Source organism: Arabiibacter massiliensis (genome assembly GCF_902386925.1).
Lineage (GTDB): Bacteria > Actinomycetota > Coriobacteriia > Coriobacteriales > Eggerthellaceae > Arabiibacter > Arabiibacter massiliensis.
In genome coordinates, this window is sequence record NZ_LR698996.1 from 1,996,431 (window position 1) to 2,008,490 (window position 12,060).

Sequence of the window (12,060 nt, forward strand, 5' to 3'; positions counted from 1 at the left end):
CGCGCTTCATCTCCTTCGTTGGCGGGCGAAACGCCCGACGGGTTCGCTCGCGCCGCGCGGCCCCTTCGCCGCCCGGCGGTTCCTGGGGCTGTCATGCCCGCGCGCTCACGCACGCGCCCGCCTACATAACGTACAGAGCGATAGCCAGAAACTGCAAGACGCTTCCGGCGAGAACCCAAAGATGGAAGATGGAGTGCATATAGGGGATCTTCTTCAGCACGTAGAAGATGCACCCGATGGAATAGCTCACGCCGCCGCCCACGAGAAGCCACAGCCCCGGCGCGGGGATGGCCTGCACGAGCGCGGGCAGAAACCACACGACGCACCAGCCCAGGAGCAGGTACAGCGCGGCCGAGATCCAGCGCGGGCGGAATACCCAGAACGCCTCGCACGCCACGCCCGCCAGCGCGAGCGCCCACACGAACGCGCACAGCCACATGCCGCCGTAGGGCGCGAGCGAGATGAGGCAGAACGGCGTGTAGGAACCGGCGATGAACAGGTAGATGCAGCTGTGGTCGAGGATCTTGAAGATGCGCTTGGCGCGGTCCTGCGCGATGGCGTGGTAGAGCGTGGACATCGTGTACTCGAGCAGCATGGTGAGCGTGTACACGAGCGCGGCGAACAGGTAGATGCCGCCTCCGTCGTCAACGGCGCGCACCACGAGGATGGGGATGGCCGCGATGGCCAGCAGGACGCCGATGCCGTGCGTGACGGAGTTGGCGATCTCCTCGCCGAGGGTGTACTCGCGGACGTTGCGCTCCTTGTTGGTGGCGCTGGCCGAGGTGTGCGACACCTCGTCGCGCAGGGCGCGCATGCCCGCGTAGTCGTTCGGCTTGAACTGCGAAGGGGTCCAGCCGGGTTCCGGCAGGGGCGCGGAATGCGCGCCGGCATGCGAAGACTCGCCCGCCGCATCGGCTGCGGCGGATCGGGCGCTTCGTCTGTCTGAGAGGGTCGCTTCTTTCATGATGCTACTGTATCACATTTCCCCGGGGCTCGAGCCACTCCAGCCACGCGCGGGCGTCCTCCTCGGTGGCGTCGATGAGCCTGATGGTGGTGCCCCCGACCCCCGCCGCGGTACGCGCGTTGATGGTGGCCGTTCCGGCATTCCGTTGAAAAGGATTTGTCTTGGTGTAACCGAACTGTATCTTCTTGCGCGGGAAGCTGATGGTCTCGCGCGCCAGGCCGCCGTTGCTCACCTGCATGAAGCGGCGGTTGTAGGCGAAGCCGGAGCCGCGGAACCACAGCACGGCGCCCACGGCGTCGCAGATGAGCAGCACGACCGCCAGGACGTAGCCGAAGATGGCGCCCATGTTCGCCAGCCCGACGGCATAGGCCTGGTCGGGCACGCTCGGATCGGAGAACACGTTGAAGCAGAGCTGCGTTACGGCCACGATGACGGCCAGCCACAGCCCCGACCCCTGGATGAGGCAGCGGCGGATGAGCGCGCGGCGCAGGGCCACGGGTGCGACGGGCGTGTTGTTCGCGGGGACGTCGGCGAACTCGGGCACGATGCCGGCGAGGATCTCCGGCACGCGGTTGAGCTTGACGAAGGGGTGGATGACCAGGCCTTGCTGGGTTTGGCTCTGCTGCTGGGCATCCTGGTTGTCGGAGACGGCGTCGATCTTGCCGAGCGATAGCTCGCAGTAGCCCAGCAGGCGGCGGATGAAGCTCTGCCGCACCACCACCGACTGCACGCGGTCGATGTCGACGCCCTGGAACTGGTGCTGCAGAAGGCCGCGCTCCACCTCGATGCGGCTGTCGCGACGGCGCGCGCGGAAGCCGCCGAACGCGAGGCACGTGCCCACGGCGGACAGCGCCCACAGCACCACCGCGCCCAGCATGAACGCGGCCACGCCCGCCGCGATGGCGTTGCCGCCGAACAGCTTCACGCTCATGGACACCATGTTGCCCACCACGGGCTCGGCCACGCCGGCCACGATCGGGGCCATCTGGCCGACGAACTGCGACAGGCCGCCCACGATGCCGATCACCACCACGAGGAATCCCGTGTTGTTGGATAAGCCGGTGAAGACGAGCTCCTTGTTGGTGAGGCCGTACTCGTAGGTGACGCGACCCGTGTCAACGCCCGCGCCGCCGAACACGCCGCGCACGTCGTCCCAGATCTCGGCCGGGGCGTCCAGCACGTTGTTCAGCGGATGCGCGGACGCCGGCGCGGCGGCTTGGGACGCGGCTGCGGCCGCCGGAGCGGTGCCGGCCTGCGCCGCCGCGGCGTTCTGCTTGCGGGCGAACAGCTCGCGGCGCAGCTCCTCGGCCTGCATCTTGCTCACGTACGGCACCTGCACGGCCTTGTTATTGGAGCCGCCGGCCGTGTCGATGCTCACCGTGCACACGCCGAAGATGCGCTGCATCAGCGTCGCACGCTGGTCGACCGACTGGATGCGCTGGTAGGGAACGTGCACGCGCTTCTTGTTGAAGATGCCGGAGTACAGGTTGAACTCCTCGGTCCCCAGCTGATAGTACAGGTGGCGGTAGGACCACCACTGCACGAGGAAGATGATCCCCACGACGAGCAGGAAGCCCACCACGCAGGCGACCACGATGATGAGCAGGATGGGATAGTCCGAGGACGTCATGCGCTCGCCTTCGGCGATGGAGCCCACCACCGACGAGAATATCGAGATCAGCATGACCACGAACATCGTGACGGCCACCTGGATGCTGCCGAGCCAGATGTAGCTGTGGTGCACGTGGTGGCGCTCGAGCTCAGGGGCCTGTGGCGCCGCCGGCTGAGGCGCCGCCGGCTGCGGGGCGGCGGGCTGCGGGGCGGGCTGCGGGAACTCCGTCATCACACGTCCTCCTGCGCGAGGCGGGCGAGCTCGGCGGCGCGGTCGCGCAGCTGCTCGGCCACGTCGGAGGCCAGGCCGGGAATCTCGTGCTCGCCGGCCGCCGTTGCCACCGTGGCGCTGGCCAGGCCGAACACGCGCAGGATGGGGCCTTGGCGCGTATCGGTGTTCTGCACGCGGATGAACGGGATGATGTAGCGCTTGCGCCACACGATGCCCTTGGCGATATCCAGGTAGTCCTCGGACAGCTCGTAGCGCCACCGCACGAAGCGGATGGGCGGCAGGATGACGAGCCACAGCACGAGCGCGAGCGCGTAGGCGATGGCGATGCCCGCGAGCGTGAGGAATATCCAGCTGTCGGGCTCAACCGCCGCCGCGATGGCGAACGGCACGAACGCGCACAAAAACACGATGGTGAGCCAGATGGCGTCGTTGATGCGCCACACCGCCTTCACCTTGGGGTCGAGCTGATTCACCGGCAGTTCTCTCATAGCTGTCCTCGTCGTCGAAAGGCGGAAGTAACGTGCGCGTCCATCATAGCAGAGGCCCGCAGAGGAGGGGCCAGCCCGCCACGACTGAAACGAGGATTTTGCAAAGGGGATGGCCGTTGTGGCCGCGGACGTTTCAAGCTATGATGCCGGGCATGCCGCGTTTTCCAACATATCCATCCGCCGTGCGCGCGAACAAGCCGGACGCGGCTTCACCATCGCCGAGCTGCTCATCGTGGTGGCCATCGTCAGCGTGCTCGTGGCCGTGGCCATCCCCGTGTTCATGAGCTCGCTCGAGAGCGCCAAGGAGGGCACCTGCCTCGCCAACCGGCGCAGCATGTACGGCGAAGCGGTGACGACCGCCATGAACGGCGAGAAGACCGAGCTCGAAGTATTCACCGAGCTCAACGCCAAGCGAGACGAGCTCGGCTACACCTGCCCCGACAACGGCACCTGGATCTGGAACGAGTCCGCCCGCACCATCTCCTGCAGCGAGCACCCCGGTGAGGAGGACAACGCGGGGATCGCCGCCAGCAAATCCTATCTTGAGGGCTGGTTGCAGTTCGTAGCGGATTATGCAGGAGGCAAGAACAACGACGACATGCGCAACGACTTTCTCAAGGCCGGCAATAACCCCAAACTCGTTTTCGAAGGCGGCGAATACGACGTTCAGCCGTTCTACCAAAGCCGCAGCGGCGAGTCCTGGCTTTTCGCAAAAACAGGCACCGCCAACAGCTGGAACGCGAGCTTCGTCTACGATCCCATCGACCAGAGCTGGTACCGCTGCTTCACGTCATGGGGAAAGCCCGGCAGCATGTCGATAACGCTGTTCGACGACACCGAGGACCTCCACCAGTACATGACCGGGGAGAAAACCGACAAGTACGGGAACACATGGGAGAAGATCGAAGACCCTGCCATCACCGCGAGCTAAGCCAGCTGCCGAACCCCGATTTTCGCTCCGAAAACACGCCTCGTGCGCTGAGGCGTGTTTTCGGAGCGAAAATGCGCCCGCCGAAGCGCATCTTCGGCCGAAGATGGTCTCCTGGGGAACGCGAAACCAACGGGGCCTATCTGCGGTATACTCGGGGCTGCAACCGATGAAAGCGAGGCGCCCCATGAAATACGACGAGCTGAAAGACGAGATCAAGGCCGCGATGAAGGCGAAGGACAAGCCGAGGCTGTCCATCCTGCGCCAGGTGCATGGCGAGATCAAGAACATCGAGGTGAACGAGCGCCGCGACATCACGGACGCGGACGTGGACGCCATGCTCAAGCGCCTGATCAAGCAGACGAAGGAGACGCTCGACGGCTCCATCAAGGCCGGCACCGATCAGGAGCGCACCGACACGCTGACCGCGCAGGTGGCCATCCTGGAGAGCTACCTGCCCAAGCAAGTGGCCGGCAACGAGCTGACCGCCCTCATCGACGAGGTGCTGGCCGAGACCGGCGCGTCCTCGAAGAAGGACATGAGCCGCGTGATGGGCGCGCTCACGCAGAAGACCGGCGGCAACTTCGACAAGGCAGCCGCCGCGCAGATGCTCGGCCAGAAGCTGGCGTAGCGCGCTCCCGCAAGCGCCCGGCCCCCTCGTTGCCTTCCTTGGCGATGAGGGGGCCGCTTTTTTTGCAACGCGATGCGCATCACAGCGCTTTGACCAGGGGTGCTGGTTTCGCGCTGGAAATGCGTTGGAATCGCGCTAGAAATGCGCAAGGTTCGCGCTAGGTTTGTGCAAGCTCGCCGCTGGATTCGCGCAAGAACGAAGAGACTATTTGCTGGACGCACGCCATCTACGCGCTAGATGGGCTCGCTATCATGGAAGCGACGAATCCGTACCGCTTCGAAGAGAGGAGCACGCGTTATCAGCAGCATTGATCATCTGTAGCTATTTTGACGCATATTGCATCTATAATGATGCCAATATGGCTGCAATCAGAGCGGAAGGATGATCATGGCGACGACGACGCTGAATGTGCGCATGGACACGCAGACAAAGGAAGAATTCAGTCGCTTCTGCGACGAGATAGGCATTTCGGCCTCTTCGCTTATGAACATGTTCGCCAAGACCGTGGTGAAGAACCAGGCGGTTCCCTTCCCCCTCACCACCCGGTCGCTGACGTACATTCCGGAGCGATACGGGCGCATTTTCCCCGAAAGCGAGGAGCAGCTCATGGGCGACCTTGAGCGGGCGGCGGCAGTTCCCCTCAACGCGTGTTCGAGCGCGGACGAAGGCTTCGCACGCGTGAGGGAGCGATTGGAATGGTAGCGTCCGACGAACCGTACGCCCTTGTCTTAACCAGCGACTTCGAAGAGGACCTCTACCTCGCAGCACACTACGTCGAGCACGTGCTCGCAATGCCCCAAGCAGCGCGGCGATTGATGTCATGCGTCGAAGAGAAGCTGCGAAACCAGTGCCTCATGCCCGAATGCGCTGCAAGCTACAGAACCCGCCACGGCGATACGAACTATACCGTCTGGTGCGGGCGCTTCGCCATTCACTACACCATCGAAGGGCGCTGCGTCAAGGCCCTTGGCTTGAAGCACTCGCTGCAACGCTAGCTGCACATGGCTTCAGATGCGAGGGGGCGGCAGCCAGCCGGCGCGCCGGCGCGATGCTCGGCAGGCGAAGGGGCGGGTTAGACGATGAAGAACCGCTCGACTTGCTTCTCCTAGTCCGTGCGAACAACCTGCAGCGATGCAAAACAAGTTTAATGCCGCGCGCCGGCAGAGCCTCGCTCGGCTGTCCCCTGCATAAAAAGGACCCGCCGGGCGCATGCCGGCGGGTCCTCTCGCGGTGCGACGTCAGACACGGGATCCTAGTAGTGCGCCAGGTCCTCGTCCTTCACGCGGCCGCGGAAGGTGCGGTAGATGATCACATGGTAGATGAGCACGAGCGGCAGGCCCACGCAGGTGATGATGGTCATCCACATGAGCGTGAGCTCGGAGGACGCCGCGCTCATCGCAGTGATGGCGGGACCGACGCTGTCGGCCGAGGCCACCACGAAGTTCGGGAACATCGACGCGGCCAGCAGCAGCACCAGCATGGCGCACGACGCGGACTGCGCGATGAACGCGCCCAGGTCGTTGCCCTTCTTCAGCCCGAAGAAGATCGACGCCGCCACAGCCGCCACGAATAAGATGGCGAACAGCCAGCGCGCGATGCCGAGCATCGGATCCATGGCCGGCTGGATGCCCATGAGGGCGTACAGCGTGACCACGAGGAACAGCGCGAGCGCCGCGACTTGCAGCGGAAGGCGCAGCTTGGCCGCACGCGCCTGCACGTCGCTGGGCTTGGGAGCCTTGAGCGAGAGCCAGGTGGCGCCCTGCGCCAGGAACATCACGAGGCCCAGCACGCCGCACAACAGCGTGAACGGGGTGATGAGGCCCAGCAGCGGCATGCCCGCGTAGTCGCCGCCCTCGGTCATGGGGATGCCCGCGAAGATGTTGCCCACGGCCACGCCCAGAAGCAGCGCCGGCAAAAGCGAGCCCACCGTGAAGCACGCGTCCCACACCTTGCCCCACTTGGGGTCGTGCCCGCGGTACTCAACCGACACCGCGCGGACGATCAGGCCGAACAGCACCAGCATGACGGCCAGGTAGAAGCCGGAGAACGTGGTGGCGTACGCCGCCGGGAACGCCGCGAACAGCGCGCCGCCCGCAGTGAGCAGCCACACCTCGTTGCCGTCCCACACCGGCCCGATGCTCGTGCGCACGATGGCCTTCTCCTTGTCGTTCTTCGCGACGAAGGGGTACAGCACGCCCGCGCCCAGATCGAAGCCGTCAAGGATGAAGTAGCCGGCGATGAGCACGAAGATCAGCAGGAACCAGAGTCCTTGGAAGAACGTGATTTCCATGGTTACTCACCTTCCTTCGCAAGGTCGTCCGACACGGCCGGGGCGGGAACGCGGCCCGCAGCGCCGACGCCGGCACCCGCGTCAACCGAGATGGGGGCCGTGTCCTCCACGGGGCCCTCCTTGATGAAGCGGCCCATCGTGCGCGCCCACGCGATCATGAGGAACGCGTACACCACGAGGAACAGCACCATCGTGATCATGAGCTCGGGCGCGCTCACGGACTGCGAGACGCCCTCGTTCACCAGCAGGTTCACGCCTTCGGGCGCGGTGGCCGACGGGTAGACGACCCACGGCTGGCGGCCGACCTCGGCGGTGAACCAGCCGGCCTGGATGGCCAGCAGCGGGAACACCGGCGAGATGAGCACGAGGCGCTGCAGCCACTTCATGTTCTTGATGCGGCCGCCGCGGAACGAGAACACAAGCGCGAGGATGGTGGTGAGCATGATGAGGCCGTACATGGCCACCATGAGGTGGTAGGTCTGGAACACGAAGTTGACCGGGGCGGTCTCGGGATCGAGCGCGCCGTACTGCTCGGTCTGCGCGAGCTCGTTCAGGCCCTGGTACTCAGTATCCCACGCGCCGGTGGCCAAGAAGCTCGTGCCGCCGGGGATGGCGAACGGCGAGATGACTTCCTGCGTCTCCTCGTCGACCCAGCCGAACAGGTACAGCGGCGGAACCTCGGAGTCGTACATGCCCTCCATCATGGCCAGCTTGCTGGGCTGCTCCTCGGCCACGGTGACGGCGGAAGAGTGCGCGGTGACCAGCATGACGCAGCTCACGACGATGCCCACTGCGGCGCCGATGCGCATGGTCTTCATGGCGAAGTCGGAGTGCTTCTTCTTGAGCAGGTACCACGCGGACACGGCCATCGCCACGAACGCGCCCATGATGAGCAGCGCCACGATGGTGTGCGAGTAGCGCGACATGAGCGAGGGATTGAACGCCGCGCCGAGGAAGTCGGTGATCACGGCCTTCGAGCCGTCGGCGGAGAGCTCCGCGCCGGCCGGCGTCTGCATCCACGAGTTGGCGATGAGGATCCACAGCGCGGAGAGCGCCGAGCCGAACCACACGAGCCAGGCCGACACCAGGTAGAACTTCGGCGAGACGCGCTTGCGGCCGAACAGCAGGACGCCCAAGAACGTCGACTCGAGGAAGAACGCCAGCAAGGCCTCGGCCGCCAGCGGCGCGCCGAAGATGTCGCCGACGAAGCGCGAGTAATCGGCCCAGTTCGTTCCGAAGGAGAACTCCATCGTGATGCCCGTGGCCACGCCTATCACGAACGTCGCGGTGAAGATCTTCACCCAGAACTTGGTGGCCGCCGCGTCCTTCGGGTCGCGCGAGCGGTAGTACCGTGTTTCGTTGATGGCAAGGATAAGTCCGAGACCGATCGTCAACGGGACGAAGATGAAGTGGTACGCAGCCGTGCAAGCGAACTGGATGCGAGCCAACAGCACCGGGTCGGAGAAGATATCCATCGCACACCCCCTTACTTTCTGCATCGACAGATTCCCAATGGCGACATTGTATCACCATCCGTCAAGAAATGTTATTCCTATGATAACATTTTTTCGACGATTTTCGGGCGGCGCAGGCGGCGGCGCGATGTTTCACGTGAAACATTTGTGCTAGAAATGCCGATGTTTCACGTGAAACATTCGTCTTTGCCCCAGGCTGAACTGCGAAATGTCATCCTGAGCGGAGCGACCGGAGGGAGCGTAGTCGAAGGATCCCCCTGCGGCGACAGCCGTGACGCGTGCTGCTGGCGCCGCGGGGGATCCTTCGCCTCCGGCGGCTAACGCCGCCTCCGCTCAGGATGACAACCAGGGAGCTCCCGCTCGCTCGGGGTGACAAGGGCGGGGCGGTTACGAGATGTGGCCGAGGAAGTCCTTCGTGCGGTCGGATTTCGGGTGGTCGAACACCTCTTCGGGGGTGCCCTGCTCCACGATGAAGCCGCCGTCCATGAAGATGACGCGGTCGGCCACGTCGCGGGCGAAGCCCATCTCGTGGGTGACCACGATCATGGTCATGCCGCCGCGCGCGAGCGACTTCATGACGCCCAGCACGTCACGCACCAGCTCCGGGTCGAGCGCGCTCGTGGCCTCGTCGAACAGCATGACGTGCGGGTCCATTGCCAGCGCGCGGGCGATGGCCACGCGCTGCTGCTGGCCGCCGGAGAGCTCCGAGGGCTTGTAGTCGATGCGGTCGGCCAGGCCCACGCGGGTCAGCTGCTCCACGGCGATCTTCTCCGCCTCGGCAGCCGAGCGCTTCAGCACCTTCTGCTGCGCCAGCATCACGTTCTTCTTGGCCGTGAGGTGCGGGAACAGGTTGAAGTTCTGGAACACCATGCCCACTTTGGCGCGCACCTTGTTGATGTCGGTCTTCTTGGCGGTGATCTCGGTGTCCTCGAAGAAGATCTTCCCGTCGGTGGGCGTCTCCAGCAGGTTCACGCAGCGCAGCAGCGTCGACTTGCCCGAGCCGGACGGCCCGAGGATCACCACCACCTCACCGCGGCGCACCTCGAGGTCGATGCCGCGCAGCACCACGTTGTCGCCGAACGCCTTGCGCAGGCCCTCGATGCGGATGGCGGGCGCGTTGCTCACGCCGGCCGCGTTGTTCGTTTCGCTCATATCCGCACCTCCTTAATGGCTGATATGGTTGCCGTGCGCCAGGCCGTCGTCCAAATCGATGGTGCTCGGCCCGGCGAACGTCTCGGACATGCGGATGCTGCGCGCCACAGCGGCGTCGGTATCGGGCACCACCGACTCCTCGGACGTGATGCTGCGGTCGCCCAGGCCCTTCTTGCGCTTGCGGCCGCCGGCCATGCGCGCCTCCATCATGTTGATGAGCTTGGTCATGGGGATGGTCACGATCAGGTAGAACGCCGCGGCCACGATGTAGGGCGTCACGTTGCCCGTGGCGGCCGTGATGGTTTTCGCGTACATCATGATCTCCATGACACCCACGGCGGCCAGAAGCGAGGTGTCCTTGTACATGAGGATGAACTCGCTGGTCATCGTGGGGATGACGCGCCGCACGGTCTGCGGGATGATGACGAAGAACATGGTCTGCGCGCCGTTCATGCCAAGCGAGCGCGCCGCCTCGAACTGCCCCGTGTTGATGGACTGGATGCCCGCGCGGAAGATCTCGGCCAGATACGCGCTCGAGTTGAGCACGAGCACGATAGTGCCCAGCACGAACAGGTCCATCTTGATGCCCATGAGCGGCAGGCCGAAGAACGCGATGTAGATCTGCAGGAACAGCGGCGTGCCGCGCACCACGTTGATGTAGGCGGCGCCGATGGCGCGCGGGACGCGGTGCTTGGCCATGCGCATGAACGACCACAGAAGTCCGATGGGGATGGCCAGCGGGAAGCTCACGATGACGAGCGCGATGGCGATGAGCCAGCCCGCGAACACCGTGGGCACCGACGTCACGATGATGGTGGGGTCGAAGAACAGATGCAGGAACTTATTGGAGTTCCATGCCTTCACCCAGTCCTGCATGCCCAGCCACGTGGAGAACTGCTCCGCCGGCGAGGTGCTCACCACGTCGAACGTCTTGTCGGTGGCCGGCATGTCCAGAGCCGTGCCGTCGGCGGTGGCATAGCTTCCCGTCAGGCCGAACGTGCCGCCCTCGCCGGGCAGGAGCGTGCGATTGAACTCGATCATGATGAGCGCGCCGGCGGGCGTGGGCTCGGGAAAGCTCACCGTGACGTGCGCGCCGTCCCGCACCTCTACCTGCGAGTCGAACTCCAGGCGATCAAGCCCGTTCATGACCGTCGTCTTCACGTTGCCGGCCTCCACTGTGGAGCCGGCCGGCAGGTCGACGACCACCTGCGACACCGATTCGTCCTCGCCGGTCTGGCCCTGCCACGTGACGCGGGTGGGCGTGGCACCCAGCACCTGGGAGAGGTCGGCGTCGTTGGGCTGGGCCGTCCAACGCTCTACCTCCAAGGCCTGGGCGGTTGTCGAAAAGGCGAGCGAAAGGGCGAGCGCCGCCACGGCCAGGACCGCAGCGACGCCTCCCTTGCGCACGAGTATGCGCTCTTGCGTGCCCATGATGTCAGCGGGCGCTTACTGGAGCCACTTGGCGGCAAGCTCGTCGTACTTGCCGTTGTCGCGCACAGCCTGCAGCGCCTTGTTGAGGGCCTTCGTGAGCTCCGGGTTCTCCTTGCTCACAGCCACGGCGTACTGCTCGCCCGTGGGGATCTCATTGATGACCTGGCAGTCCTTGTAGGACTTCACGTAGTAGTTGGCCACCGGCAGATCCACGGCCACGCCGTCGATCTGACCGGAGTCGAGGGCGGCGAACACGGCCGTCATCTCGTCGAAGCCGGTCACCTCGGCATCCTTGATGTTCTCAGCGGCCCATTCGTAGCCGGTCGTTCCGGTCTGGGCGCCGATCTTCTTGCCCTCGAGCTGGCTCACGTCGGTGATGCCCGAATCGCTGCGCACGGTGATGCTCTGGTTCACGTCGCAGTAGGTGTCGGTGAAGTCCACCTGCTGCAGGCGCTTGTCGGTGATGGTGAACGACGACACGCCCACATCGGCCTTGCCGCCGGTCTGGATGAGCGGCACGATGGTGTCGAACTTGGTAGAGGGCAGGTAGTTGCACTCGAGGCCCATCTCCTCGGCCAGAAGGCCCATGAGGTCCACGGCGAAGCCCTCGGGCGCATCGCCGTTGAGGTTCTCGAACGGCGGGAAGTCGAGCGAGGCGGCCACCGTCAGCTGGCCGGGGTTGACGAGGTCGTAGCCGCCCGCCGTCGTGGTGGATCCGCCGCCGTCGCCGCCCGACGAGCAGCCGAACAGCGCGAGCGAGGCAGTCAGCACGCCGGCCGCCGCGAAGACGCCCAGTTTCTTGAAGTTCATGATACTCCCCTTTCCACTGCGTCCGCACAGCACATCGAGAAGAAGGAT

The 12,060-nt window shown here is 64.9% G+C and carries 12 protein-coding genes; 4 read left to right on the forward strand and 8 right to left on the reverse strand.

What is annotated here, in order from left to right; translation table 11 throughout:
• Window positions 1-121 precede the first annotated feature (121 nt).
• The 3 genes from trhA to FX134_RS08590 form a co-directional block, all read right to left on the reverse strand.
• Entirely contained in the window at window positions 122-814 is a 693-nt protein-coding gene (gene trhA / locus FX134_RS08580) for a PAQR family membrane homeostasis protein TrhA (protein ID WP_080800464.1), read from the reverse strand.
• Window positions 815-968: 154 nt separating this feature from the next.
• Window positions 969-2,807 (reverse strand): PH domain-containing protein, encoded by a 1,839-nt coding sequence (locus FX134_RS08585; RefSeq protein ID WP_080800467.1) that lies wholly within the window; start codon window positions 2,805-2,807, stop codon window positions 969-971.
• Window positions 2,807-3,295, reverse strand: coding sequence for a PH domain-containing protein (locus FX134_RS08590; protein ID WP_080800469.1), 489 nt, complete (start codon window positions 3,293-3,295; stop codon window positions 2,807-2,809). The genes FX134_RS08585 and FX134_RS08590 overlap by 1 nt, the downstream gene beginning before the upstream one ends.
• Before the next feature lie 118 nt (window positions 3,296-3,413).
• Between FX134_RS08590 and FX134_RS14575 the strand changes: the two genes are divergently transcribed.
• From FX134_RS14575 to FX134_RS08610, 4 genes are all read left to right on the forward strand, one after another.
• Window positions 3,414-4,226, forward strand: coding sequence for a prepilin-type N-terminal cleavage/methylation domain-containing protein (locus tag FX134_RS14575; RefSeq protein ID WP_232050883.1), 813 nt, complete (start codon window positions 3,414-3,416; stop codon window positions 4,224-4,226).
• A gap of 184 nt (window positions 4,227-4,410) precedes the next feature.
• Window positions 4,411-4,854, forward strand: a complete 444-nt coding sequence (locus FX134_RS08600) for a GatB/YqeY domain-containing protein (RefSeq protein ID WP_080800475.1) — start codon at window positions 4,411-4,413, stop codon at window positions 4,852-4,854.
• 387 nt (window positions 4,855-5,241) lie between these two features.
• Window positions 5,242-5,556, forward strand: a complete 315-nt coding sequence (locus FX134_RS08605) for a type II toxin-antitoxin system RelB/DinJ family antitoxin (RefSeq protein WP_172623435.1) — start codon at window positions 5,242-5,244, stop codon at window positions 5,554-5,556.
• Window positions 5,550-5,849, forward strand: a complete 300-nt coding sequence (locus FX134_RS08610) for a hypothetical protein (protein WP_080800482.1) — start codon at window positions 5,550-5,552, stop codon at window positions 5,847-5,849. Before FX134_RS08605 ends, FX134_RS08610 begins: the two co-directional genes overlap by 7 nt.
• Window positions 5,850-6,106: 257 nt before the next feature.
• Here FX134_RS08610 and cydB read toward each other — a convergent pair whose 3' ends face one another.
• From cydB to FX134_RS08635, 5 genes are all read right to left on the reverse strand, one after another.
• Window positions 6,107-7,144, reverse strand: coding sequence for a cytochrome d ubiquinol oxidase subunit II (gene cydB, locus FX134_RS08615; RefSeq protein ID WP_080800485.1), 1,038 nt, complete (start codon window positions 7,142-7,144; stop codon window positions 6,107-6,109).
• Between the two features lie 2 nt (window positions 7,145-7,146).
• The gene (locus FX134_RS08620) at window positions 7,147-8,619 is read right to left on the reverse strand and encodes a cytochrome ubiquinol oxidase subunit I (protein WP_080800487.1); all 1,473 of its coding nucleotides are present in this window, start codon (window positions 8,617-8,619) and stop codon (window positions 7,147-7,149) included.
• A 387-nt stretch (window positions 8,620-9,006) separates the two neighbouring features.
• Window positions 9,007-9,771 carry an amino acid ABC transporter ATP-binding protein gene (locus FX134_RS08625; protein ID WP_080800490.1) on the reverse strand — a complete coding sequence of 255 codons (765 nt, stop codon included), beginning with the start codon at window positions 9,769-9,771 and terminating at the stop codon, window positions 9,007-9,009.
• 12 nt (window positions 9,772-9,783) lie between these two features.
• A complete protein-coding gene (locus tag FX134_RS08630; protein ID WP_080800493.1) occupies window positions 9,784-11,202 on the reverse strand; it encodes an amino acid ABC transporter permease in 1,419 nt (472 codons plus the stop codon).
• 15 nt (window positions 11,203-11,217) lie between these two features.
• A complete protein-coding gene (locus FX134_RS08635) occupies window positions 11,218-12,012 on the reverse strand; it encodes an ABC transporter substrate-binding protein (RefSeq protein WP_080800496.1) in 795 nt (264 codons plus the stop codon).
• Window positions 12,013-12,060: the final 48 nt, after the last annotated feature.